Raw genomic sequence first — 25,442 nt, 5'->3', positions numbered from 1 at the left:
GGCTGTCATTAAAGTTAAAAAAATACTTTATTTTGATTAACCCTGTGCGGCATTGGATACCTCTTCCCACGCTTCCCAGGTTGCCAGTCGTTCATTGTAAGCCTTACGTACTGAAGGTAATGTCTGGTTGCCCAAGAAAAGTCGTAGAGGTGGCTGTTTCGCATCTACCACTTTAAAAAGAGCCTCTGGAGTAGCATTTGGGTTTCCTCGTTCTAGATTTCGCAGACCTTGTACAAATTGCCCTTTAAAGTCTGAGTAGATGTCAAGCCCACTAGCCATTTTTAATGACTCTGGACTGCCGAACTCTGTTGCATAGGCACCTGGCTCAATAAGGGTTACCTTAATGCCGAAAGACTTGACTTCTGCCGCTAAGCTTTCATGAATTGCTTCAAATGCCCATTTTGTAGAACAATAATACCCGATTACGGGCATAGACTCAAGCCCCAGGCTACTTGATACACCTAATATGTGACCGCCACCTTGCTTGCGCAATAATGGCAGAGCAGCCTTGATAACAGAGAGCGCACCAAAAATGTTGGTCTCGTAGAGTGCACGGACATCGTCTAAACTAGCTTCCTCGATAGTACCAACAAGTGAATAGCCAGCATTATTCAGAATTACGTCCAATCTGCCAAAATGATGATATCCTTGCTCGAGTATAGCCTTTACTTGATCCGCTTTTGTTACATCAAGTGTTAGTGTGAGTACATTTTCGCCGTACTTTTCCTGAAGATAGGATATACTCTCCAATCTGCGTGCGGTTGCTACAACTTTATCTCCACGCTCAAGTGCTGCTTCCGTCCAAATACGTCCAAACCCGCGGGAAGAACCTGTAATGAACCAAACTTTGTTTTCTTTTTGATATTCCATGATTTTAAATTTTAATATTAGAATAGTACAAAGGTCAATAATCACATTCGCCTTCTTGTAGCCAAATTGAGGAAGGATGAAGCCAAAGTGCGGAAGTTGTTTTAATCTAATCAATCGTCTCAGTAATTCATTTCAATTATTAGTAGACTTTATTGGGTAGCACCTCCATTTACCAATAGGTGTTGCCCGTTTACAAAAGATGATAGATCACTAGCAAAAAATTCTGCTAGGTTTGCTACATCTTCTACTTCTGCCAACCTTCCCATAGGGCAGCTTTTAATCAATGATTTTCGTAGTTCTGGATAGGCATTAGGATCAACAAATATTCCAGAATGATCAACTGCAAATGGGATGATAGAATTTACCGTAATACCTCGATGTCCAATCTCTTTTGAAAGAACATCTACCAGATATCTCGGTGTAGTTTTGCTTCCACCATACACAGCCATTCCCTGTACGGGAAATATTGTAGTGCTGGATGCGATATAAATAATACGTCCATTATCTTCTACGTTTTTCGCCGCTTGTTGCATTGTAAAATATGCTCCTTTTGTATTTATAGAAAATAACTTGTCAAATTGTTCTTCCGTGAATTGCGTTACTGGTGTTTCTACCATTTCTATTCCGGCATTGGCAACTACAATGTCTATTTTTCCGAAGGTCTTTTTTGTTTCCTTAAATAGTCTTTCAATGTCTGTTACTTTACTGACATCAGCTTGTATTGCTATGGCTTTAGCTCCCATGGCTTTAATATTTGATAGCGTCTCTTCGGCCGATATTCTATCTTTAGAATAGTTTATAACAATATTAGCACCAAGAACTGCATATCTTTCTGCAATGGCCTTTCCTAAACCTCTTGCAGAACCTGAAATTATGGCTGTTTTGTTTTGTAATGTGTTCATAATTAATTTATTAAAATTTTGTGTTTATATATTTTAGTCCTGTGTCATTAATCAATGCAAAGACTACCCCAGCAACTATAGGGATGAGTAAACCTAATACCGGGATTACTAGTAGCTCTGGATGTACTCCAAAAAAGATGATTAAACCCAAAAACCAAGCAGGAATATTGTTTAATCCTTTGATTTTGGATATGTATACCAGAGAGCCAATAAGAATAAAAACGGTTATTGGAAATCCCAATGCTCCCGTCGCTGGAATGAGTAAACTTGCTAAAGACTGTATAAGTACCCCCATTACTATTCCCAAAATGATCTGCAAAAAACTGGGAATATATGCTTTAATCGATTTTCCGAATAGGTAATAACTTACCCAGGAAAGGAACATTACCCAAGTAGCCCACCCCATAGAAAATGAGATAAAAACTGCTAATGCTCCACATAGCCCCATAACAAGGGCTGTTAAAAATGTTTTCATAATATGTAATAATTAAATGATTATAGAAGTTAAGCCATTGCTCCGTTGGCACCTATGTTCTGAGCAGAAATCCATTTGGCATCATCACTTGCCAGAAAGGTTACAATTTTTGCAATATCTTCAGGCTCTCCAATACGATTGAAGGCTGATAAAGAAGCTAATCTGTTAATTACTTCTTGTGGTTTTCCTTTTGTAAACAATACTGTATTTGTAGGCCCAGGAGAAATTGAATTTACATTAATCCCCCTGCTTCCCACTTCTCTTGCAAATACACGGGTTAACTGCTCAACAGCTGCTTTGGTAGCCACATAAGGCCCATACGTGGGCAGAATGATTCTATTGACAGAAGTCGAAAAGTTGATAATACTTCCATTTTCTGCTAATTTTGTGGCAGCTTCGCGAAGTGTATTAAATACTCCTTTTACATTTACATCCAGTTGTTTTGCAAAATTCTGGTCGGTGGTATCTTTAATAAGCGTATTGATCATAATACCTGCATTATTGACTAACACATCAACTTTTCCGTAGTGGGTAATAGCATTATTGAAAAGATTTTTTACATCTTGCGAGTTACTTACATCAGCTTGTATAGCAATGGCATCTCCACCATTTGTTTTGATTTGTTTTACAACCTCTTCTGCTGCTTCTTTACTGCCTGAATAATTAATAATTACTTTTGCCCCAGCTTTGGCCAAATGTATGGCTACCTCTGCACCAATTCCTCTTGAAGCACCTGTTACAAGTGCTACTTTGTTACTTAAATTTTTCATTTGTCTATCTTTTTAAATTTGATGAAACAAAGGTATTTAGGTACTGTCTTTTGTTTGTTGCAAGAAATACAGCATTAGTTGTAAAATTTAAATAGGAGAAGGGAATAGAGGATTATCTCACTAAATTTTGTGATCTTTTCGAAATTGAACCGGGGATATTTTGGTTTGTTTTTTAAAGAAATTACTAAAATGAGCAGTTTCTGCAAATCCTAATGTATAAGTTATTTCTTTGATAGGCATTGATGAATTTAACAATAGTGATTTTGCTTCGGAAATAGTTTTATCCGCAATCCAGGTGGTAACAGATTTTCCTGTTTTGGTTTTTATAATGTTACTCAGGTAATTAGGATGAAGGTTTTGTGCATCGGCATAATCTTGAAGTCTAAAAACGACTTCTATTTTTCCTGCAATTAAATCACGATAGTGTTTTTCAAGCAGTCGCTTAAATGATTTAACGATTTGTGAACTTCTGTTACCTTCATAAATTGGGTTATAATCTTGCCAAAAATAAGCTTTGATTTTATAAAGCATCACTGCCAAAAAATGCCCAATAATTCTATATGTATCAGTAGATTGATTGATGTATTCTTTATGAATATTTAGATAAACATGTTCTACTTCACCATAAAATTCATCATTTACAATTTTAGGGCTGACCGTTTCGGTTAATAAAAATGGAAATGTAGAGAAGATGTCTTTACTGATATATTGTTTTAAAAATGTTTCATCAAAAGTTATCAGATAAATTTCTTCAATTTTTTTCCAACTGAATGTTCTGTAATTACTCGGATTGGTAAAATAGATAGAATGTGGTTGAACCAAAAAAGAATGTTCGTCTATTGTATATTTTCCTTTTCCCTTTTTTACGAAAAGAAATGAAAAATAATCTGGGCGGAATGATGGTGATTGATATGGGAGTACAAAATTAACATCTTTTAAATTAAGAATAGCGAACCCTTCGGAAGGTTGAATTAAATCCACGGGTAGTCCCAAATGAAGATACAATTCATAGAGTGACTTTGCCTCAGGATTTTCGTTTTTCATTTACTAGATTTTACCTTAAATGTTATACAATATCAATATGTTGATATTAACAAATTTAGAGAAAAATGGCCGGGTAATATAAGAGTACAAATGAAATAAAGATAGAGAGTCTGACTAAGTAAGTGCTTTACGAGTCTATTTGCCGATACAGCATGTATTATCTAAGTGTTTATAATACTTTCTTAAAGCTAAGGTACAAATAAGGATTATATCATGGGAATTATCACAAATCATGGGGTTTTTTTAATAAATCAATCCTTTTTTTTTTATGATCTTGACCACCCGGCAACTATGACTTATGTCATCAAATAGTAAATCGGAAATGGATAACTTAGTGTTTTAGTAATTGTCTCAAAATAATTACCTAAAGCCATGTTTTTTCAACTAGTTAAATCAACTTAAATTTATAAAAATTGACAGAAAGTTTTCCTTTATTTGCTGGTATTATTGCCTCTATATTACATGTAATTACGGGTCCTGATCATTTAGCTGCTGTACTTCCTTTTGCTGTTGAATCCAAACGAAAAGCGTGGAAAGTTGGTTTGTTTTGGGGTATAGGTCATTTAGCAGGAATGATCTTAATAGGCGTCCTTTTTGTGCTTTTTAAGGATTTAATTCCTGTTGATAGTATTTCAGCCTATAGTGAACAATTAGTAGGACTTGTACTCATTGGTATTGGTGTTTGGGCTATTTACAAAATTTATAAAAAGCAACACCAGCATAAACACCTTCACGTTCACAGTGAAGATTTCCCCATAATTCACGTTCATGAACACGACCATCATCACAATGATTCTCACGTACATTCACACCCAAAAAAGAAACAATCATGGTGGGCTTCATTTTCTATTGGTGTTCTACATGGCTTAGCAGGAATAGCCCATTTCTTGATTTTTCTACCGGTTTTAGGGTTTGAATCAACCTGGGATTCAGGTTCATATATCGTAGGATTCGGAATGGGAACCTTGATAGCTATGATAAGTTTTGCTTTTGTGATCGGGAAAATATCAGACTATTCTACTAACGGTCACAACAATACCTTTTTCAATGGAATTAGACTAGCGGCTGGTATTATTGCTATTGTAGTAGGAGTCTATTGGACCTTTGCTAATTAACAGATTCTAGGTAATTGTTCTCCTATCAATGGGCTTACAATTCGCTTACCTCCAATTCCGGAGTGCATCACCACTTTAGTTGGGTATTCTTCTGTGAATTCACCAATACAACATGCATTGGTTCCCTTTTCATCATTTCTAAGCATCTCAAGAACGTCATCGGCTATGGGCTCATCCACTATAGCTACAAAAACGCCCTCGTTAGCTACATAAAGAGGATCTAACCCTAAAATCTCGCAGGCCGCTGCAACCTGTCTATCCAAAGGCAAATGTTTTTCATGAATGGCCACGCCCTTATTAATATCAAGAGCTATCTCTGTGAGAACACTGGCAATTCCACCCCTGGTAGCATCCCTATACAAATGGATTTGATCTCCAAATTGATCTAATAACTTTTGTGTGATAAAATTGAGGTTGGTAGAGTCACTTTCTATGGTGCTTTCGAACTCCAAACCTTCACGCTGAGACATAATAGCCATTCCATGTTGGGCAATATTTCCATTAACAATAATCTTATCGCCCGTCATAATACGGTCCGCTGAAATTTTTGCCTTAGGATGCACCGCTCCGAATCCGGTGGTATTAATAAATATCTTATCGCCTTTACCTCTTTCCACTACTTTAGTATCACCGGTAATGATTTGTACACCACATACTTCAGCTGTAGTTTTTATAGAATTGATAATGGTTTTAAATTCCTGGATATCCAAACCTTCCTCTACTACAAAAGCCAAGGACAAATATTTTGGCATTGCTCCGCACATCGCCACATCATTTACTGTTCCATGAATAGCTAATTCACCTATATTTCCTCCTTTAAAAAAGATTGGTGAAATCACAAAACTATCGGTCGAAATCGCAATTGGACCATCAAACTGTACTACCGATCCATCGTGTTTTTTATCCAAATAAGGGTTACTGAATGCTTTAAAAATAATGTCATCTAATAATTCTCTTGTCATCAATCCACCACTCCCATGACCTAAACTTATAGTTGTGTGTTCTTTCATTGTTAAACTAATTCTGTATTAGAAAAATGATAATAGGCTGCACAAGCTCCTTCTGATGACACCATTGGTGCACCTAAAGGATTAGCTGGAATACATTCCTTACCAAAAGCAGGGCACTGATTGGGTTTTTTGATTCCTTTTAAGATTTCGCCAGCAATACAAACAGAACTTTCAGGCACTTTTATATTATCCACTCCAAACTTATGTTCTGCATCATAGTGTTTGTAAGCCTCCGTTATTTGATAGCCACTATTTGGTATTTCTCCTATGCCTCTCCATTCCCTGTCTCCAACTTTAAACACTTTTTGAATAACTTCTTTAGCAGCTATGTTTCCTTCTTGTTTAACTACCCTAGAATATTGATTCTTTACTTCACGTTTCCCTTCTTCCAATTGACAAACTGCCATATATATCCCTTGTACCAAATCTAAGGGTTCAAAACCTGTAATGACGATGGGAATTCTATATTTTTCAGACAGGGGCATATACTCCTCATAACCCATAATAGCACAAACGTGACCGGCTCCCAAAAAGGCATCGATATTGCAAAACTCATCATCCAAAATGGCTTCCATAGCTGGCGGGACCAGTACATGAGATACTAAAATAGAGTAATTAGTTACACCTTCTTTTTCTGCGTGCAATACTGACAAAGCGTTGGCAGGAGCAGTGGTTTCAAAGCCTACCGCAAAAAACACCACTTCCTTGTTAGGGTTTTCTTTAGCGATCTTAACCGCTTGCAAAGGCGAATATAAAATTCTTAAATCACCCCCATCTGCCTTGGCCTGTAATAAACTTTTTTTACTCCCGGGAACACGAATCATATCTCCAAAAGAACAGACTATGACCCCTTGTTCCATTAATCTAATGGCTTTATCTATCAAACTTAAAGGTGTCACACAGACCGGACACCCCGGTCCATGGATCATCCGCACCTTTTCAGGTAATAAGTCTATTATCCCATTACGTACTAAACTATGGGTTTGACCACCACAAATCTCCATAATATTCCAGGTTTGAGTAGCTTTTTTAGAGATGAGATTCAAGTAATGTTTGGTGGCTTCTAAGTTTCTATATTCCGATAAGTGTTTCATGATTTCCTACAATTTAGATAGTACATCAACTGCCCAAAGGCAATATTTTCGTCATTAGGTGTAAAGTTACTATTAAAATACAACCGGCGCGTATTATTATTCAAATCAATAAGCATATCCAATAATGTTGTATTCTGGAATACACCGCCCGAACAACATATATGTTTATACCCTGATTTATCCGCAACCTTTAAGATAATATCTGCCAAAGTGAATAAGAAGTTACTAATGATTTGTTCTTTACCCAACCCATTATTTAAATCTTCAAAAACGCCTTTTAGAACATCAGTTCCTGATATTCCAGAATCAATCGTATCAACATAACTTTTACAATTTACCAGATCATAACCTGTTATACCATTTTCCAACAAAATGGCAGCTTCTCCTTCATAGGTGTTGTAATCGGTTATATCTAAAAGAGAGGCTACCGCATCAAACAAACGACCTACGGAAGAGGTTTTTAATTTATTGTTTTTCTTTAGTGTTTGATAAATAGCAAACTCTTCTTTAGCAAATTTACTTTCCACTTTTTTATCATCAATCATAGACAGCAGTGATAAACGAGGTTCTTTTGACATTTTATCTCCAGCTATCCAATTGAAATATTCAAAATGATTTATTCTAGACAGGCACCTGTTGTTGTATTCAAAGAATTCACCACCCCAGATCTGGCCATCATCACCATATCCTGTACCATCCCAAATAACTCCTAATATCTTTTCATTTACATTAAATAGCTGATACTCTCCCATAACAGCCATAAAATGAGCCTTATGATGCTGTACTTCTAATAGTGAAGTGTTGTATTTTTTTGACAACTCCCGCCCAAATTGGGAGCTAAAATACTTTGGATGTTTATCAATAATGATTACTTCGGGCGCTTGTTCGAATATATTGATAAATGCATTGGTTTCTGAGGTAAACCGCTCATAAACATCCAGACTTTCCAGATTACCCATGTACTGACTTATATATAAATGCTCATTGGGTAAAAAGGCGACACTACTTTTTAGGTCGGCTCCCATAGCCAAAATCTTTTCTTCCGACTTAATCGCTGATTGTAAATAGTTTGGGGCATAGCCCCTGGATCTTCTAAATAGACAAGGCTTTTGATGTTTAAAACTAAATTTCAACACAGAATCATCCTGAGGGTGGTTAATCCTTAAGTTATGCTGAAGGAAACAATCCGCTATATGTTTAAGTTTAGAGAGCGCTTCCTTTTCATTGCTTATTATTGGAGAACCGTGAATATTTCCACTGGTTGCTACAATAGGAAAATCAAGTTGGTTTGCTAATAATTGAAGAATAGCAGTATAAGGCAACATTACTCCTAATTGTTTTAATCCCGGAGCCACTTCCCTCAAAGCAATTTTACCTTTATAATTCTCTAATGAAACAATATTAATAGGGCTCTCTGTAGAGATTAGGGAGCTGACTGAAACATCGGATACCTCTAACTCAGATTGAAGTTTCTTCAATGATGGATATAGAATTGCAAAAGGTTTTTTTGGTCTCTGTTTTAATCGTCGTAATCTCTTTACCACTTCAGCATCTTCTGCATTACAACACAATAAATAGCCACTTGTGTTTTTGAGAGCAATGATTTGTCCCTGTTTCAACAAACCGGATAGTTCAACAAATATATTCGCTCCTGTTTCTAAAGTTTCTCCATTGGAATTACATAAGTACAATTGTATGCCACAAGTGCTACATGTGTTTGTTTGTGAATGAAAGCGCCTATCGGAAGGGTTAGTATATTCGTCTAAACAGGTTTCACACATCGGGAATTCATCAATACTGGTATGAGCTCTTTCAAAAGGAAAGGTCTCCGTAATGGACCACCTGGGTCCGCAATTGACACAGGTTGTAAAAGGATACTGATTTCTTCTATTCTTTGAATCTTCAATTTCAGATTTACAATCTTCACAAATAGCAAAATCCGGAGTCAAAGGAAGGTTGAGTTGCCCTCCTTTTTCAGATGGAACAATTCTAAAATCATCAAAACTTTGAGTCTCAGTTTCTAAAAGATGATGCGATTTAATCTTAGCCACAGGCGGTGGCTCATGGATAAGTTTTTGACAAAAAGCTTCAATATTCTCCTCTATCCCATAAAGAAAGATAATAACACCTTCCTCGTTATTAGAAACGGTTCCTTTTAAGGAAAAAGTTTTGGCAAGTGTAAATACATAAGGCCTAAAACCTACACCCTGAACCTGTCCTGAAACTGTTAGCTTATAGGTTTTCAACATCACTTAATTCCTATCCTTCAACATGAAGGGTTTTACATAATTCTACAATTCGGTTTACCAATTCGGGTAATGCCTTCTTTACGCCTTTATTAAGCTCAACTGTCATAGGGTTGAGCTGATTGACTGACACCGTAAATAAATGGATATCCGGTACATGTTCCATTAGGTAAACTGCCTCAATCATATCTTTTAATCCTACATCATGCACACTTAAGGCCGTAGGGAAATCTGCTGCAAATTTTGGTCTTAACAGAGATATTGTTCCTTCTGGTTTCCCATCCATAGTAGCGTCTACAAAAATAATGATCTTATAGGCTTCAAAATAACTCAACAACAAAAAGCCTCCGGTGCCTCCATCCAATATATCAATATATGGAGGTAAATCCATTTTTGACAATTCCTGAATGGCATGTACCCCTATACCTTCATCTCCCATCAGGTAATTGCCTACACCTAATACTAATATAGAATTGCTTTTATCCTTTTCAAAATAAAATGCATCACTACTTATGGCTACAGGTTTGTCTTTTTTCATATATATTCATAGAAGACAAATTCATTCAATCTAGGTGAATCACATAACTGAATGAATTTGTTCCTAAATTAATAAAATTATAGACTATAGAGGATCTATATCTTCTACTTTGTCTTCGTCTCTTAAGCGTTCTCCTCTTACAAATTTATAACCTGCAAACATAGAGGACACTTCGCCACGGCCTTCTAACCAATCATGATACAATACCAGATACACATGGACCATAGCAAAGAATATAAAGAACCACATACACACATGATGAATGGTTCTTACCAGGTAATCCCCTCCAAAGAACGGCACTACCCAATCAAACATCTTTGGTAACCACCATGTGGACATATCCGCATAAAGTCCGAAACCTGTAATAACCATGATCACTGCTAAAAAGAACATTGCTATATATGATAGTTTTGCTACGCTATTGTGCCCTATACTAATTTTGGTAACATCCTCAACCTTTTCATTTTGAAGCATGATATCGATTTTCATAACATGCCAAAAGTTTCTCCAAAATTTCTTTCTGAATGGCCAAAAGGCTCTCCAGCTAGAAAAACGATTACCGGCAAACACCCAATAAAGCCTTAATATCATCACAAAGAAAAACACGTAGGCTGCCACAAAATGAATAAATCTCACATAACCAAAATAGTGCAGATTAGTTGCTTCCTGACTGGACATTAATGCTGGCGGATCTGCAATGATAAACCCGGTTATAATTAGCACTAAAAGTGCCAGAACATTAACCCAATGGAAAATCCTAACAGGAAGTTCCCAAACCATGACTCTTTTAAAATTTTTAGTTTCCATAATATCTCATTTTAGTTATCACAACTAGAAATATTCTGTACTTGAGAGATATGGTTTCCGTGTTCGTCATACAAATGTACCGCACAAGCAATACATGGGTCGAACGAATGGATGGTTCTTATAATTTCCAATGGTAATTCCGGATCGGCAACAGGTGTATCAATCAAGGTAGACTCATAAGCTGAACGTTGTCCTTTTGGATCTCTGGGAGAAGCATTCCATGTACTTGGTACTATGAGCTGATAATTATCGGTTTTTCTGTCCTTGATCTTTATCCAGTGTGCCAATGCACCTCTGGGGGCTTCCATAAATCCAACACCTTTACATTCTGCCGGCCAGGTCTCTGGTTCCCAGTTTTCTGTACTGGCCATACGCTCATCACCATTTTTAATATTGTTGAGCAGGGTATCATAAAACTCTAATGTCCAATTAGCTACCAGCTGTGTTTCGATACCACGAGCGGCTGTTCTACCTAAAGTAGAGAACAGCGCATCAACAGGAACATCTAAATGCGCCAATGCTGCATTTACAGCTTCCTGAATTTCTTTATTACCGCGTCCATAACCAACTAACAATCTGGAAAGTGGACCTACTTCCATTGGTAAGCCTTTCCATCGTGGAGTTTTAATGAAGCTATATTTTTCTTCAACATTCAAATGCTCATAAGGTGGTTTTGGTCCGGAGTACTTAATATTGGTTTCCCCTTCCCATGGATGACGCCCCTTATCCTGTCCTTCAGGGTAGTTGTCGTACCAGGAATTATTGATGAATTCTTCAATCTGATCGCCTCTGTGATCTACATCATGCACTTTAGATAAATCTCTATTCAAGATCACCCCTTGTAGGAATTTGAAGTTAGACATATCGGCATATCCATTAGTTGGGAAATCTCCATAGCTCATATAATTTCCAAATCCTTTTCCGATAGCTCCCCAATCCTTGTAGAATGAAGCAATCGCTAATAGGTCAGGGATATATACTTGATCTACAAATTCTTTGCCTTCCTTAATAAGCTTTCCGACCATTGCCAACCGTTCGGCATTGATGCCTCCCGGATTTTCGGTGTTGATAGCACATGCCATACCTCCTACCAAATAGTTAGGATGCGGGTTTTTACCTCCAAATATGGTGTGTACTTTTACAATTTCTTTTTGCCATTCTAATGCCTCCAAATAATGTGCTACAGCCAGTAAATTAATCTCAGCAGGTAATTTCATTTGTGAATGTCCCCAATACCCATTAGCAAAGATTCCTAATTGTCCGCTCTCCACAAATTTGGCGATACGATTTTTGACATCTGAAAAATAACCAGGTGAACTCTTAGGCCAATTGGAAATACTTTGTGCAATTTTTGAAGTTTCTGCCGGATCAGCATTTAAGGCACTCACTACATCCACCCAGTCTAAAGCATGCAGGTGATAGAAATGCACCACGTGATCGTGCATATACAAAACACCTTCCATAATGTTTCTTACCATTTCTGCATTGGGTGGTATCTGGATTCCTATAGCATCTTCTACAGCTCGTACAGAGGCAAGGGCATGTACCGTGGTACAAACACCACAAGTACGTTGTACAAATGCCCAAACATCTCTGGGGTCTCTGCCTTTAACAATTTCCTCTATACCTCTTACCATGGTACTGGAGCTGAAGGCATCTACTATTTTTCCGTCTTTTATTTCTGCTTCTATTCTTAAATGACCCTCTATACGTGTGATAGGATCAACTACTATTCTTTCTGCCATGATGCTATGATTTACGACTCAATATTTTTTTCGTTTTCTTTACCTCTAGTTATTCTACGTTTTACCTCCTTGCGTTTGGAGATAGCGGCTGCCACTGCATGTACTGCTATACCTCCGGCAAGAACACCTGCCGCTACTTTACCTACATCATCTGCTATACCTTCTCCTTCAACACCAGGTATATTAGTAGCTCTTTCATAGAACGGTCCGAAATCCCAGAAACCATCTTCACTACAACCAATACAGCCATGACCGGACTGGATAGGATAACTCACACCATTATTCCACTTAATTGTACCACAAGAATTATAGGTTAATGGTCCTTTACAACCTACTTTATATAGGCAGTACCCGTCTTTAGCATTCTGATCATCAAAGGTCTCTGCAAATAGCCCTGCATCGAAATAAGGTCTCCTGTAACAGCTATCATGTACACGTTTAGCGTAGAAAGCTTTTGGACGTCCCTGTCTGTCTAATTCCGGTAAACGACCAAAAGTTACCACATGAACAATTATACCTGCCATCACTTCGCCTATTGGCGGACAACCGGGTACTCTAATAATTGGTTTGTTCTTAATAATTTTATGTATTGGAGTTGCATTGGTAGGATTTGGTTTTGCTGATTGCACACACCCACTGGAAGCACAACTTCCCCAAGCAATAATGGCCTTGGCGCCTTCAGCTGCCTCTAACAAAATATCCTTGGCAGAACGTCCGGCTATACAACAGTAATTACCATCATCTCCTAACGGAACAGATCCTTCTACACAAAGTATATATTCCCCTTTATTTTCTTCCATGGTCTTGTGCTTGGCGGCTTCGGCCTGATGACCAGAGGCTGCCATTAATGTCAAGGTATAATCCAATGAAATCTTGTCTAGAATAATATCTGCCACAATGGGGTGATCAGATCTAATGAACGATTCGCTACAACAGGTACATTCCTGGAAATGTTCCCAGATAACTGGTAATCGTTTGGTGGTCTCAAGAGCATTAGCAACTTGAGCAACCATAGTAGATTCCAATCCCATATAGGCCGCAATAAAAGCGGCAAACTTCATAAAATCTCTACGACTGTGCCCCTGCTTTATGATACTCTCATAATAGGTTTCTGTTGACTTGTTATTAGAATTCATAACTGGAAATATATTTCTGTGTTATTTGGTAAGTATTGCACTTTTATTTAGAAAAAGTACTAGCTTTAAAGATAGAAGATGCGCCTCAGTGTAAACATGAGAAATGTCATGTTTGAAAATCAACAAAATTCATATATTTATTAATTAGTTTTATGTCACTTTTCAATATATGCACGAATTGTCCATCGCATTAGGAATCGTTAAAATTGCTGAAGATGAAGCAGTTAAAGCTAAAGCTTCTACAGTTGAATCCATTGAGTTAGAGATTGGTATGCTTTCAGGAGTGGAGTTGGATTCGCTGGAATTTGTATGGCCTTCTGCAACTAAAGATACTATTCTTGAGCACTCCAAAAGGATTATTAACACCATTGAGGGAAAAGCCAAATGTATTGATTGTGACACCATTTTTTCTCTAAATGAGTACTATGATTCCTGCCCAAAATGCCAAAGCAACTTTAAAAATATTCTCAAAGGAAAGGAGCTAAGAGTAAAAGCTTTAGAAGTTTCATGAGCAAACTCTGAATTATTATTTGCATTTTATACCATTTAGTTCATTTCTTCTACTCTACCCGGGGGCATTTGTTCGTTTTTTAAGCAATTCGCAAAAACGATCATTCATGACTTAAGTCATAGTTCAAAATTAGAAGATTTCTATCTTTTGTTACTAAATTCTTCATTAGATGAAAACCTTCACAAATAACTCTCCAAGAACCTCTTTGATGGGTGTCTTATGGGACATTCAAAAAAAAAGAAGGTACATCGGTCATGACGATATGACCAAGATCTCTAAGACCTTCAATATCTCCAGAATGGAGCTAGAAGGAGTCATTTCATTTTATCATTTCTACCACCGCAAACATGCCGGTAAGTACACTATTTATCTCAACAACTCTATTATTTCTAAACACAAGGATTTTATGGCAGTACGTACTGCTTTTGAAAACGAACTAGGTATTAAAATCGGACAGGTTACTGAAGACCAACTCTTTGGTCTTTTTGAAACATCCTGTATTGGTCTCAGTGATCAGGAAACCTCAGCCTTGATTAATTTTAGGGCATTTACTGATCTTACTCCCGATAAGGTCAAACAAATCATCTCGGATCTAAGAGAAGGTAAAAGCTTAGAAGCACTCAGTGACTATCCAAGAAATAATATAAGATACACACCACCTCCCGAAAAAACCATCTTTCTAAAACCCTTTATGCGTGGTTCGGTTATGAATATACTTAAGCACAAATCTCCTCAAGAAATCATTGATCTGGTTAAAGATTCTAAATTAAAAGGAAGAGGCGGAGCATTTTTTCCAACTGGAATGAAGTGGCAGTTCTGCAGAGATAATAAAGGGACTCAGAAATATTTAATCTGTAATGCCGATGAAGGTGAACCCGGAACATTTAAAGACCGCGTACTTATGGACTCTCTAACTGATCTTCTCATTGAGGGCATGGCTATTAGTGGGTATGCTATAGGTGCCACAAAAGGCTTTATCTATTTAAGGGCTGAATACTTCTATTTAAAAGACAAGCTTGAAAACACCATTAAAGAGTATTACGATGCCGGGTTGTTAGGACAAAATATAAATGGTATTGATGGATTTAATTTTGATCTCTCGGTTTACATGGGGGCCGGAGCCTATGTATGTGGTGAAGAAACTGCCTTAATTGCCTCTATGGAAGGCAAAAGAGGAGAACCAACTACCAAAGAACACTTCCCGGTTGAAAAAGGATTTCTTGGAATGCCAACCGTGGTAAATAATGTAGAAACCCTTTGTGCAGTCCCTAGAATTCTGGAAATGGGTGTAGATAAATATTTAGCTATAGGCACTAATGCCACTCCGGGAACCAAATTAATGAGTGTATCTGGCGATTGTAACAAACCTGGTATTTATGAAATAGAATGGGGTATGAAAATGAAAGATTTTCTAGACCTTATTGAAGCAGATGATCCTCATTTTATCCTATACAATGGTTTTGCGGGAGAATGCTTGTCCTCTCAAGATTTCGACAGGGAAATATCTGGCGAAAATTTATTGGCTGAACACATTCAATTTGATTATCGGGATCCTATAGAATATGCTCGTAAAATGAGTGCTGTTGGATTAAGAAGTGGTGGTTCGTTTATGGTATTTAACAAGAATAGAAACCTGATGGCTATTCTTAAGAACATCTCTGATTTCTTTGTGGCCGAATCTTGTGGTATCTGTGTGCCTTGTAGAACCGGAAACTTCTTACTCAATAAAAAGATCAACAAAATCATGCTTCGTCACGCAGACGACCATGATGTGACTGAAATAGAGGAATGGAGTTCCATTATTAAGCAATCCAGCCGATGCGGATTGGGAAAGACATCAACAAATTGCCTGTTAACCGCCATGCTAAAATTCCCTGATGAATTTAAGGAATACTTAAATGCCAGAAGCGATATCAACCATGCCTTTAATCTAGAAAAAGCAGTTAGTAATTACAATCTTATCATTGAAGAAATAGAAACCAGTTATGAATAAGTTAGTCAACATTACCATTGATGGTCAGAAATATCATGTACAGGAAGGAAAAAATCTAGTAGATGCTGCAAAAGAGAACGGGATTTATATCCCAACACTTTGTCATTTCCATGGCGTAGATCATTCTCTGGGTACCTGTAGAATATGTACCGTTGAAGTTAACGGAAAAACCACCACAAGTTGCACTACTAAGGTGCATGAAGGCATGCAAATAGAGGTGAATACTTCAGAACTTCAAAATACCCGAAAAGCCCTTATAGAAATGCTTTATGCAGAAGGCAACCATTTCTGCCCTTCTTGTGAAAAGAGCGGAAATTGTGATATGCAAAATCTAGGGTACGACATGGGAATTACGGTTTCCAGATTCCCTCATGTTTATAGCAATAAGGTGGTAGACTTCAATTCAGATCGAATGATCATGGAGTCTAATCGTTGTATATTATGTAAACGCTGTGTGGAAGAAGTAAAAACCAAAGAAGGTAAAAATGTATTCTCATTTGTAAAACGTGGCGTTAACACCAGAGTACAAATAGATTATGAAGAAGAAGCCAAATTAACCGATGCTGAAGCAATCCACGCTATGAATCTATGTCCTGTAGGCGCTATCCTGGTAAAAGGAATGGTTTACGAACAACCTTTTGGCAATAGAAAATATGATTTTAGCGGTGATTTAAAACTCCCTGATGTTGAAGAATTAAGGTTGAAAAGACAAAAAAACAAATACATTGTTGCTACAACCTCACTTGCGGGCTGCTTTGGCTGCCATATGTCTCTGTTAGATATTGATACCGCCATAATTGATATTCTTGAAGTTGTAGAATTCAACAAATCACCATTAACAGATATTAAGAAGTTCAGCAAACACTGTGATGTAGGACTTATAGAAGGTGGTTGCTGCAACTCCGAAAACATTGAAGTACTTAAGGAATTTAGAAAAAAATGCGATATCCTAATTGCATTTGGCGAGTGCGCTATCATGGGAGGAATCCCTGCCATGAGAAATTTTGTACCGCTCAAAGAGTGCCTGGAAGAAGCCTATGTTCATGGCTTAACCAGCGAAATTGGAGCCAACACAATTCCTAATCACGAGGACATTCCAAAGTTGTTAGACAATGTATATCCATGTAATGAAATCGTAAAAATAGATTATCATATTCCCGGATGCCCACCAAACGCCAACCATATCTGGAAGGTGGTTAAAAACATTCTTCTTAATGAAGAATCTACAGTATCCCATGAAGAATTTAAATATGATTAACCCCTGCAATTATGAAAAAAATAGTCATTGATCCCGTAACAAGAGTAGAAGGACACGGAAAAGTTACTATAACATTGGATGAAAATAACAATGTTCAAGATTCTCAATTTCATATTGTAGAATTTAGAGGTTTTGAACGATTTATTCAAGGGCATCCTTATTGGGAAGCTCCGGTGATGGTGCAACGTCTATGTGGCATTTGTCCTGTAAGCCATCATTTAGCTGCTGCTAAAGCCATTGATCAGATTGTTGGACTAGACCCTGATGATCTAACCTTACCGGCTCAAAAAATTAGAAAACTGTTGCACTTTGGACAAGTATTCCAATCCCACGCATTACATTTCTTTTACCTGGCGTCTCCTGATTTATTATTTGGAGTTAATGCTGATCCCGCAAAACGTAACGTTGCTGAAGTAGCAATTGAGCATATGGATTTAGCGAGAAAAGGAATCCTGATGCGAAAATTTGGACAAGAGGTTATTAGAGTCATTGCAGGAAAACGCATCCATGGTATTTCAGCCATTCCAGGAGGGGTGCACAAAAAAATCCTTCTTCAGGAAAGGGATTATTTCTTAAACAGCAAAGAAATACCTTCTGTGGATGCGATGATCAACTGGTCCAAGGAAATTATCGATTTTATGAAGGATTATCACGACGCTAATAAAACCTGGCTGGATTCATTTGCTAAATATCCCTCAGGTCATTTAGGGTTGGTGAAAAAAGAAAATGGTTTCTTAGAGTTATACGATGGAAACCTACGAGCCTTAGATGGAAACGGCAAAGTGACCTTAAATGATATTCCGAACGAAGATTATATACAATACTTCAGTGAAGGTGTTGAAAAATGGTCTTACCTTAAGTTCCCATACTTAAATCATATTGGGAAAGAAACCGGTTGGAACCGTGTGGGGCCATTGGCCCGTCTGAATGTCTGTAACGGTATTGAAACGCCATTAGCTGAAGAAGAACGTATTATCTTTAAACTTTCCACCAATGGAGAAGTAAACAATATGACCATGTATTCTCATTGGGCGCGGTTAATTGAAATGCTTTACTGTGCTGAAATGATGAAAAAATTACTCAACGATGCCGACATACTAAGTAATGACCTGGTAAGAAAAGGTGAAAGACGAAATGAAGGTATTGGTATCATTGAAGCTCCCAGAGGTACGTTAATACACCATTATCAAGTAGATGACAAAGACCGAATCACCAGATGTAATTTAATTGTTTCTACAACCCATAATAATGAAGCCATGAACCAAGCTGTGAAATGGGTGGTCCAGAATGAAATAAATGGTAAAAAAGCTATTACCGAAGGCATGCTTAATCAAGTAGAAGTTGCAATTAGAGCTTATGACCCTTGTTTGAGCTGTGCTACACATGCACTTGGACAGATGCCATTAGATGTTTTGATATTAGATCATACCGGAACACAAATTCAAAAAATAACAAGGTAATATCCAGAAATACCAATGGCAAGATATGATCTGTTTTTCTCTGTTTTCTTTTAACCACTTGATATTTTAGTCGGGTTATTTTTATAATAAACAGTAGAATAGGTAGTTCATTTAAGCTTTAAAATGATTATTTATCAATCAAACCCAATATTTCCTTATTTTAATTACGGATTTATTGGGTTTTAATGTGTTATATCCAGAAGTAATCGCAAAACCTTAAGTAATTCGTAAATCGACCAAAACCTAACCAATTTCAGCTTTTTAGCCCTATAGATTTCGCAATTTTATAACTGATAAATTTCAAAGCAAAAACTATGGATAGGACGCATCTTTTAAACAAACTTTGGGAACATCAAAACAAAGACGGATTCATTTCTGACAAAGCTGTTTCGAAAATATCCAAAGAACTAAAAGTTTCCAATGTCGAAGTAGAAAGTGTAGTGTCATTTTATCACTTCTTTCATAAGAAACCCACCGGAAAACACACCATATATTTAAACAATAGTATCATCTCAGAAATTAAAGGGTTTGAAGATGTTAAAACAGCCTTAGAGAAAGCCACAGGGTGTACTTTCGGCGAAGAGGGAAATGGTGATTTCTCACTTTTTGAAACTTCCTGTATTGGTTTAAGTGATCAGGAACCAGCAGCTTTGATTAATTTTCAACCATTTACAGACCTAACCCCAAGAAAAGTAAATCTAATCATTGATAAGATTAAAAATGGAGAAGATGTAAAAGATTTTTCAAGTAAAACCATCAGTAAAATCCAACATATACCTGAAGGCGATAAAGCCATTATTTTCAGACATTATGAAATGGGTAAGAGTATTAGAGAAGGATTAAAGTTTACAAAGCAGGAAATTGTTGATAAAATTTCCAAATCGAATCTTTTAGGTTTGGGTGGTGCATTTTTCCCCGTAGGCTACAAATGGCAATCGTGTAAGAATAATGAGGATGATGAAAAATTTATTATATGCAATGCCGACGAAGGCGAACCGGGTACTTTTAAAGATCGTGCTGTACTTCAGCATGTACCAGGACTGGTTTTCGAAGGAATGATACTAGCCAGTTATGCTACCGGTGCTAAGGAAGGTATTGTATATCTGCGAGCAGAATACCAGTTTTTCAAAGACCAACTTGAGGCTTTATTACAAGAATTTCGTGATGCCAATCTACTAGGCAAAAATATACAAGGTGTTAAAGGATTCGATTTTGATATTCGAATTCAACTGGGAGCAGGATCCTACGTTTGTGGTGCCGCATCAGCATTAATAGAGTCATTAGAAGGCCGCAGAGGTGAGCCTCCCGTACGTATGTGGTCTGCTACAAAACACGGATTTAAGCACAAACCTACTATAGTTAATAATGTAGAAACATTAGCATATGCATCACGTATTATAGAATTAGGAGAAGATCATTATTTAAGCATGGGTACAGAAGGTTCACCCGGGACTAAGCTTATTAGTATTTCTGGTGACGTTGCTAAACCCGGCATTTATGAAATTGAATACGGAATGCCTATTCGAGATTTATTAACCATGGAAATGAGTCAGGCTACAGCCCCTTATTTTGTTCAGGTTAGCGGTCCTTCCGGTGAATGTGTTGGTCCAGATGAATTCCATAGACGCATCTGTCAGGAAGATATTCTATGTGGCGGATCTTTTATGGTTTTTAACCGTACGCGGGATATTCTTCAAATTTTAAGGAACTATATGGAATTCTTCAAAGAAGAGTCGTGTGGTGTATGTACGCCTTGCAGGGCTGGTAATTTTATCCTTACGGAAAAGGTTAAAAAAATGCAGCGCGGATTGGGCTCCCTGGAAGATGTTGATGAAATTAAACAGTGGGGAAATATTATTAAACTCTCAAGTAGATGTGGTTTAGGTAAATCATCCCCTAACTCATTAATATATGCCATAGACAAATTCAAAGATTACTTTAATGTAAAGATTGCTCCAACTAACGAATTCCAGAACGTAGAGTTTGATATGGAGGAGGCTGTGCAGGAGTTTGATACTTACATTAAAGATACACAACTATAGATTTTAATAAGACTGATATGAAAAATGTATCATTTAAAATAGATGGAAGAGAATGTACCACTGAAAAAGGGCAAAATCTCATTGAAGCAGCAAAACAAAATGGTATTTTCATTCCAACCCTTTGTCATTTCAAACATCTAAACCCCTTAGGTAGTTGTCGCGTTTGTACAGTAAAGAATAATGGCCGTGCCATAGCAGGTTGTACCGTTAAGGTAGATGCAGGAATGGACATTGAGGTTAATACAAAAGAGCTTCTGGATAATCGAAAAGCTATTTTAGAAATGATGTTTGTTGAAGGGAACCACTTCTGCCCTTCTTGCGAAAAAAGTGGTGACTGCCAAATGCAAAATTTAGGATATGAAACAGGAATTAGATATACCCGTTTCCCACGGTTATTTGTAGATCGCGTAGTAGATGCCAGACCAGAACGTATTGTAGTCAATCAAAATCGTTGTATAAAGTGTAAACGTTGTATAGAAGAAATTAGGACTAATGATGGTCATAAGGTCTTTAGCTTTACCAACAGAGGAAATCAAACCCTGGTTTCGGTTGATTACGAACAAGAAGCAAAACTCTCAGAAAAACAAGCAGAACATGCCATGCGTATTTGTCCCACAGGATCTATTCTTGTTAAGGGCAAATCATTTGGTAAGCCGTTTGGTAATCGTCAATACGACTATGCTAAAAAAGGTAACATTCCACTAGATGATATTAAAAAACATAATGGTACTAATAGAAAGAAAAAGCGTGTAGCCACGGCGTCATTGGCAGGATGCTTTGGATGTCACATGTCCATGTTAGATGTCGATCTTGGTATTATGGATCTCATCGATGTAGTTGAGTTTAACAAATCACCACTTACAGATATTAAGCACTTTGAAGAACGATGCGATATAGGCCTGGTAGAAGGAGGTTGTTGTAACACTGATAATATTGAAGTGCTCAGGGAGTTTCGCAAACACTGTGATATATTAGTCTCTGTTGGTGAGTGCGCCATTTGGGGCGGTGTGCCTGCTTTAAGAAATACATTTCCTCTGGAAGATTGTTTAAAAGAAGCGTATATTGACTCAATAACCAGCGAAGACAATGAAACCATCATACCAAATCATGAAGATATCCCTAAAATCCTTGATAAGGTATATTCTAATCATGAAGTGGTTAAGATAGATTATCACATTCCGGGTTGTCCTCCAAATGCCAACCATATTTGGAATGTAGTAAAAAATATTCTGTTTGATGAAGAATATTCAATTACCTATCCCGAATTCAAATACGACTAGTTAAAAAAACGGAACGATGAGCAAGAGAAAAATAGTAATAGAACCAGTAACACGTGTAGAGGGTCATGGTAAAGTGACTATCAAATTAGACGAAAACGGAAAGGTTGATGATGCCTTTTTACACATAGTAGAATTTAGAGGGTTTGAGAAATTCATACAAGGGCATCCGTATTGGGAGGCCCCTGTTTTAGTACAGCGCTTATGTGGCATATGTCCTGTGAGCCACCATGTGGCAGCGGCAAAGGCCATTGATCAATTGGTTGGTGTTGACTCGGAAAATCTATCTCCAACAGCAACCAAATTGAGGAAGCTGTTACATTACGGACAAGTATTTCAATCACACGCACTACACTTTTTCTATTTAGCTTCACCTGACTTGTTATTTGGAGTTGACGCTCCCGCAGAAAAAAGAAATATTGTAGCCGTTGCTACCGAAAATCAAGCACTTGCCAAAAAAGGTATTTTGATGCGAAAGTTTGGTCAGGAAATGATCAAAGCATTAGCGGGTAAAAAGATTCATGGAATTTTAGCAGTTCCCGGGGGTGTTCACAAAACCTTTACTAAAGAAGAACGCGAGTATTTCTTAGATGGAAAGCAAATCCCTAATATAGACACCATGATTAACTGGTGTAAGGAGATTATCGATTTTATGAAGACCTATCATACGGACAACGCGAATTGGATTGACAATTTTGCAGCTTATCATTCTAATCATTTGGGATTGGTAGATAAAAAGACAGGAGCCTTAGAATTATACGACGGACGCCTTCGGTCAATTGATGCTCACGGTAATGAACTGATGAATATTTCTGATAATGAATATGGCTATCATTTTAAGGAAGCAGTAGAACCCTGGTCCTATCTTAAATTTCCCTATATGAAAGACCTTGGTCGTGAAAAAGGCTGGAATAGAGTTGGTCCTCTGGCACGTATGAATGTATGCTCGCATATTAAAACGCCATTGGCAGAAACCGAGCGATTAATTTTTAAGGCATATACGCATAATAAACCCAATAACATGACCATGCATACGCATTGGGCCCGTTTGATTGAAATGTTGCATTGCGCTGAGTTAATGAAAGAACTATTAAACGATCCTGAAATTTTAGGAAGCGACTTATTAAGAGAAGGTGTAAAAAGAAACAAAGGTATCGGCATAATTGAAGCACCTAGAGGAACTCTAATTCATGAATATCATACAGACGATAAAGGGTTGATTACAAAATGTAACCTTATTGTTTCAACAACTCATAATAACGAGGCAATGAATCGTGGCGTGAGAGCTGTTGCTCAGGAAGTTCTTAATGAAAAACCGGAAATAACAGAACCTATGCTTAATCAGGTAGAAATTGCCATTAGAGCTTATGATCCTTGTTTGAGTTGTGCAACGCATGCACTTGGACAAATGCCACTGCATGTAACAATTGAAGATGCCTTTGGAAATATTGTAGATGAAAAATACAGATAAAAAAACAATTATTATTGGTATTGGCAATAATGGCAGACAAGATGATGGTTTAGGTTGGGCGTTAATGGACTATCTGGAAACCCTTGACCTTAATCTGGATATCGAATACAGATACCAACTTCAAATCGAGGATGCCGAATTAATGTCCCAATACGATCAGGTCATTTTTGTGGATGCCACAAAAGATGAAACTATAACATCGTTCTCTTTTGACAAGTGCGAAGGATCTGAAGCGTATAGCTTTAGCACCCATGCATTGATGCCGGAAACTGTGATGTTTCTCTGTAATAACGTTTACAAAAAATATCCCGAGGCTCATATACTAGCCATTAAGGGTTACGAATGGGAACTTCAAATAGGATTAACCCCTAAAGGTGAAGTAAATCTGGAAAAGGCAAAAAATTATTTTAAGGAAACCATAGTAAATACGTATCTTTAATCAATTAAAACCTAATACTATGTGCGGAACTTGCGGTTGCGGAACAGACGGAAATGGTCCGGTAATTACATCTCCTGGAGAACATACTCATGATCATGGACACCATCATCACCATCATCATGAACATAACCATGATCATCATCACGGACATGATCACGGTCATCACCATCATCACCACGACCACGATCACAGGAGCAAAGTATTAGAGGTGGAGCAAGATGTGCTTCAACATAATCAAATTCTTGCTGCTAGAAACCGGGGGTATTTTGAAGCGAAAAATATTTTCGCACTAAATTTAGTTAGTTCTCCGGGAAGTGGAAAAACCTCAATTTTAGAAAGAACACTTTCTGATCTCAAAGAATCCATTCCATTTTATGTGATTGAAGGTGACCAACAAACCCTTAACGATGCTAACAGAATAGATGCCTTAAATATTCCTGTGATTCAGATCAATACTGGAAAGGGTTGTCATCTTGAGAGTGATATGATTTATGATGCTGTTAAGAAGCTAGAAATGAATAACGATTCAATCTTAATGATTGAGAATGTGGGGAACCTGGTTTGCCCTTCTATGTTCGACCTTGGCGAAAACAAACGCGTGGTCATCATTAGTACTACTGAAGGCGAAGATAAACCTGTGAAGTATCCGGATATGTTTCATACAGCTGACATATGTATCATTAATAAGATTGATTTGTTACCCTATGTTAATATTGACATTAACAAACTTAAGGAGTATGCCTTACAGGTTAACCCTAACCTAAAATTCTTTGAAATGTCTGCCACCAATGGTCAAGGTATGGAGCAATGGTACAACTGGTTAAAATCTAATATTTAAGACTTATGTGCCTATCAATCCCGGGAAAACTTATCGAAATTACTGCTGAATTAGACGAAACCTTCAGAACCGGTAAAGTCTCCTTCGATGGCGTTGTGAAGGAAGTGAGTCTTACATTGGTCCCTGAAGCCAATGTAGGCGATTATGTTTTGGTTCATGTAGGTGCTGCTATCAGTGTAATAGATGAAGAAGAAGCTAAAAAAACATTTGAACTCTTAAAACAGCTAGACGAACTTCATGAATTGGATGATTTAGAATCATCTGATTAATTTAGTCTCTATTTACCCAGATCATTTCGAAAATCCACAATTGATTTGTTAATTGTTGAATGGTTGAGGTTACTTCCCGATACAACATCTAACTTTCCTTATTTTACAAGAGTTCATGAAGTACGGGATGTA

General features: G+C 37.3%; 23 protein-coding genes. 11 read left to right on the top strand and 12 right to left on the bottom strand.

Annotation, left to right across the window (positions count from 1 at the left end; all coding sequences use genetic code 11):
• Positions 1 to 36: 36 nt before the first annotated feature.
• The 5 genes from Q0983_RS01825 to Q0983_RS01805 form a co-directional block, all read right to left on the bottom strand.
• On the bottom strand, positions 37 to 984 hold the full coding sequence (locus Q0983_RS01825) for an SDR family NAD(P)-dependent oxidoreductase (protein ID WP_299547870.1): 948 nt from the start codon (positions 982 to 984) through the stop codon (positions 37 to 39).
• A 35-nt stretch (positions 985 to 1,019) separates the two neighbouring features.
• Positions 1,020 to 1,772, bottom strand: a complete 753-nt coding sequence (locus Q0983_RS01820; RefSeq protein ID WP_299547867.1) for an SDR family oxidoreductase — start codon at positions 1,770 to 1,772, stop codon at positions 1,020 to 1,022.
• A gap of 10 nt (positions 1,773 to 1,782) precedes the next feature.
• Positions 1,783 to 2,247, bottom strand: a complete 465-nt coding sequence (locus Q0983_RS01815; protein ID WP_299547864.1) for a DUF1097 domain-containing protein — start codon at positions 2,245 to 2,247, stop codon at positions 1,783 to 1,785.
• A gap of 29 nt (positions 2,248 to 2,276) precedes the next feature.
• Positions 2,277 to 3,017 (bottom strand): SDR family oxidoreductase, encoded by a 741-nt coding sequence (locus Q0983_RS01810; protein WP_299547861.1) that lies wholly within the window; start codon positions 3,015 to 3,017, stop codon positions 2,277 to 2,279.
• Between the two features lie 120 nt (positions 3,018 to 3,137).
• Positions 3,138 to 4,061 (bottom strand): AraC family transcriptional regulator, encoded by a 924-nt coding sequence (locus Q0983_RS01805; protein ID WP_299547859.1) that lies wholly within the window; start codon positions 4,059 to 4,061, stop codon positions 3,138 to 3,140.
• 413 nt (positions 4,062 to 4,474) lie between these two features.
• Here Q0983_RS01805 and Q0983_RS01800 point away from each other — a divergent pair, with 413 nt between their 5' ends.
• Positions 4,475 to 5,176, top strand: a complete 702-nt coding sequence (locus tag Q0983_RS01800; protein WP_299547856.1) for a sulfite exporter TauE/SafE family protein — start codon at positions 4,475 to 4,477, stop codon at positions 5,174 to 5,176.
• Here Q0983_RS01800 and hypE read toward each other — a convergent pair.
• The 7 genes from hypE to Q0983_RS01765 form a co-directional block, all read right to left on the bottom strand.
• Entirely contained in the window at positions 5,173 to 6,186 is a 1,014-nt protein-coding gene (gene hypE, locus Q0983_RS01795; protein WP_299547853.1) for a hydrogenase expression/formation protein HypE, read from the bottom strand. The two genes, Q0983_RS01800 and hypE, sit on opposite strands and share 4 nt — an antisense overlap.
• 2 nt (positions 6,187 to 6,188) lie before the next feature.
• Positions 6,189 to 7,280, bottom strand: coding sequence for a hydrogenase formation protein HypD (gene hypD, locus Q0983_RS01790; RefSeq protein ID WP_299547850.1), 1,092 nt, complete (start codon positions 7,278 to 7,280; stop codon positions 6,189 to 6,191).
• A complete protein-coding gene (gene hypF, locus Q0983_RS01785; protein ID WP_299547847.1) occupies positions 7,277 to 9,529 on the bottom strand; it encodes a carbamoyltransferase HypF in 2,253 nt (750 codons plus the stop codon). The genes hypD and hypF overlap by 4 nt, the downstream gene beginning before the upstream one ends.
• Before the next feature lie 10 nt (positions 9,530 to 9,539).
• Positions 9,540 to 10,064 (bottom strand): hydrogenase maturation protease, encoded by a 525-nt coding sequence (locus Q0983_RS01780; protein ID WP_299547844.1) that lies wholly within the window; start codon positions 10,062 to 10,064, stop codon positions 9,540 to 9,542.
• Positions 10,065 to 10,148: 84 nt separating this feature from the next.
• Complete coding sequence (gene cybH / locus Q0983_RS01775; RefSeq protein WP_299547841.1) at positions 10,149 to 10,871, bottom strand: Ni/Fe-hydrogenase, b-type cytochrome subunit; 723 nt, start codon at positions 10,869 to 10,871, stop codon at positions 10,149 to 10,151.
• Between the two features lie 11 nt (positions 10,872 to 10,882).
• Positions 10,883 to 12,616, bottom strand: a complete 1,734-nt coding sequence (locus tag Q0983_RS01770; RefSeq protein WP_299547838.1) for a nickel-dependent hydrogenase large subunit — start codon at positions 12,614 to 12,616, stop codon at positions 10,883 to 10,885.
• Positions 12,617 to 12,627: 11 nt separating this feature from the next.
• The gene (locus tag Q0983_RS01765) at positions 12,628 to 13,752 is read right to left on the bottom strand and encodes a hydrogenase small subunit (protein WP_299547835.1); all 1,125 of its coding nucleotides are present in this window, start codon (positions 13,750 to 13,752) and stop codon (positions 12,628 to 12,630) included.
• 169 nt (positions 13,753 to 13,921) lie between these two features.
• On the opposite strand from Q0983_RS01765, the gene hypA reads away from it, so the two are divergent.
• The 10 genes from hypA (at position 13,922) to Q0983_RS01715 (ending at position 25,310) form a co-directional block, all read left to right on the top strand.
• Positions 13,922 to 14,263, top strand: coding sequence for a hydrogenase maturation nickel metallochaperone HypA (hypA, locus tag Q0983_RS01760; protein WP_299547832.1), 342 nt, complete (start codon positions 13,922 to 13,924; stop codon positions 14,261 to 14,263).
• A gap of 169 nt (positions 14,264 to 14,432) precedes the next feature.
• Positions 14,433 to 16,256, top strand: coding sequence for an NAD(P)H-dependent oxidoreductase subunit E (locus Q0983_RS01755; RefSeq protein WP_299547829.1), 1,824 nt, complete (start codon positions 14,433 to 14,435; stop codon positions 16,254 to 16,256).
• A complete protein-coding gene (locus Q0983_RS01750) occupies positions 16,249 to 17,514 on the top strand; it encodes a 2Fe-2S iron-sulfur cluster-binding protein (RefSeq protein WP_299547826.1) in 1,266 nt (421 codons plus the stop codon). Before Q0983_RS01755 ends, Q0983_RS01750 begins: the two co-directional genes overlap by 8 nt.
• Before the next feature lie 11 nt (positions 17,515 to 17,525).
• The gene (locus Q0983_RS01745; protein ID WP_299547823.1) at positions 17,526 to 18,974 is read left to right on the top strand and encodes a Ni/Fe hydrogenase subunit alpha; all 1,449 of its coding nucleotides are present in this window, start codon (positions 17,526 to 17,528) and stop codon (positions 18,972 to 18,974) included.
• Between the two features lie 314 nt (positions 18,975 to 19,288).
• Positions 19,289 to 21,016, top strand: coding sequence for an NAD(P)H-dependent oxidoreductase subunit E (locus Q0983_RS01740; RefSeq protein ID WP_299547821.1), 1,728 nt, complete (start codon positions 19,289 to 19,291; stop codon positions 21,014 to 21,016).
• A gap of 17 nt (positions 21,017 to 21,033) precedes the next feature.
• The gene (locus tag Q0983_RS01735) at positions 21,034 to 22,296 is read left to right on the top strand and encodes a 2Fe-2S iron-sulfur cluster-binding protein (protein WP_299547818.1); all 1,263 of its coding nucleotides are present in this window, start codon (positions 21,034 to 21,036) and stop codon (positions 22,294 to 22,296) included.
• A gap of 16 nt (positions 22,297 to 22,312) precedes the next feature.
• Positions 22,313 to 23,764: a Ni/Fe hydrogenase subunit alpha gene (locus tag Q0983_RS01730; RefSeq protein ID WP_299547815.1), complete on the top strand. Its 1,452-nt coding sequence runs from the start codon at positions 22,313 to 22,315 to the stop codon at positions 23,762 to 23,764.
• Positions 23,748 to 24,203 carry a hydrogenase maturation protease gene (locus tag Q0983_RS01725; protein ID WP_299547812.1) on the top strand — a complete coding sequence of 152 codons (456 nt, stop codon included), beginning with the start codon at positions 23,748 to 23,750 and terminating at the stop codon, positions 24,201 to 24,203. Before Q0983_RS01730 ends, Q0983_RS01725 begins: the two co-directional genes overlap by 17 nt.
• 19 nt (positions 24,204 to 24,222) lie before the next feature.
• Positions 24,223 to 25,041: a hydrogenase nickel incorporation protein HypB gene (hypB, locus tag Q0983_RS01720; RefSeq protein WP_299547809.1), complete on the top strand. Its 819-nt coding sequence runs from the start codon at positions 24,223 to 24,225 to the stop codon at positions 25,039 to 25,041.
• A gap of 5 nt (positions 25,042 to 25,046) precedes the next feature.
• Positions 25,047 to 25,310: a HypC/HybG/HupF family hydrogenase formation chaperone gene (locus Q0983_RS01715; protein ID WP_299547806.1), complete on the top strand. Its 264-nt coding sequence runs from the start codon at positions 25,047 to 25,049 to the stop codon at positions 25,308 to 25,310.
• The last annotated feature ends 132 nt before the right edge of the window (positions 25,311 to 25,442 follow it).

Source organism: Seonamhaeicola sp. (assembly GCF_028281565.1).
GTDB lineage: Bacteria > Bacteroidota > Bacteroidia > Flavobacteriales > Flavobacteriaceae > Seonamhaeicola.
This window is presented reverse-complemented; position numbering and strand designations above follow the sequence as displayed.

Coding starts and splice junctions, on each gene's coding strand:
- Q0983_RS01820 (WP_299547867.1), bottom strand. CDS start 1,772: ATGAACACATTACAAAACAAAACAGCCATAATTTCAGGTTCTGCAAGA.
- Q0983_RS01815 (WP_299547864.1), bottom strand. CDS start 2,247: ATGAAAACATTTTTAACAGCCCTTGTTATGGGGCTATGTGGAGCATTA.
- Q0983_RS01810 (WP_299547861.1), bottom strand. CDS start 3,017: ATGAAAAATTTAAGTAACAAAGTAGCACTTGTAACAGGTGCTTCAAGA.
- Q0983_RS01805 (WP_299547859.1), bottom strand. CDS start 4,061: ATGAAAAACGAAAATCCTGAGGCAAAGTCACTCTATGAATTGTATCTT.
- hypE (WP_299547853.1), bottom strand. CDS start 6,186: ATGAAAGAACACACAACTATAAGTTTAGGTCATGGGAGTGGTGGATTG.
- hypD (WP_299547850.1), bottom strand. CDS start 7,280: ATGAAACACTTATCGGAATATAGAAACTTAGAAGCCACCAAACATTAC.
- hypF (WP_299547847.1), bottom strand. CDS start 9,529: ATGTTGAAAACCTATAAGCTAACAGTTTCAGGACAGGTTCAGGGTGTA.
- Q0983_RS01780 (WP_299547844.1), bottom strand. CDS start 10,064: ATGAAAAAAGACAAACCTGTAGCCATAAGTAGTGATGCATTTTATTTT.
- cybH (WP_299547841.1), bottom strand. CDS start 10,871: ATGGAAACTAAAAATTTTAAAAGAGTCATGGTTTGGGAACTTCCTGTT.
- Q0983_RS01770 (WP_299547838.1), bottom strand. CDS start 12,616: ATGGCAGAAAGAATAGTAGTTGATCCTATCACACGTATAGAGGGTCAT.
- Q0983_RS01765 (WP_299547835.1), bottom strand. CDS start 13,752: ATGAATTCTAATAACAAGTCAACAGAAACCTATTATGAGAGTATCATA.
- hypA (WP_299547832.1), top strand. CDS start 13,922: ATGCACGAATTGTCCATCGCATTAGGAATCGTTAAAATTGCTGAAGAT.
- Q0983_RS01755 (WP_299547829.1), top strand. CDS start 14,433: ATGAAAACCTTCACAAATAACTCTCCAAGAACCTCTTTGATGGGTGTC.
- Q0983_RS01750 (WP_299547826.1), top strand. CDS start 16,249: ATGAATAAGTTAGTCAACATTACCATTGATGGTCAGAAATATCATGTA.
- Q0983_RS01745 (WP_299547823.1), top strand. CDS start 17,526: ATGAAAAAAATAGTCATTGATCCCGTAACAAGAGTAGAAGGACACGGA.
- Q0983_RS01740 (WP_299547821.1), top strand. CDS start 19,289: ATGGATAGGACGCATCTTTTAAACAAACTTTGGGAACATCAAAACAAA.
- Q0983_RS01735 (WP_299547818.1), top strand. CDS start 21,034: ATGAAAAATGTATCATTTAAAATAGATGGAAGAGAATGTACCACTGAA.
- Q0983_RS01730 (WP_299547815.1), top strand. CDS start 22,313: ATGAGCAAGAGAAAAATAGTAATAGAACCAGTAACACGTGTAGAGGGT.
- Q0983_RS01725 (WP_299547812.1), top strand. CDS start 23,748: ATGAAAAATACAGATAAAAAAACAATTATTATTGGTATTGGCAATAAT.
- hypB (WP_299547809.1), top strand. CDS start 24,223: ATGTGCGGAACTTGCGGTTGCGGAACAGACGGAAATGGTCCGGTAATT.
- Q0983_RS01715 (WP_299547806.1), top strand. CDS start 25,047: ATGTGCCTATCAATCCCGGGAAAACTTATCGAAATTACTGCTGAATTA.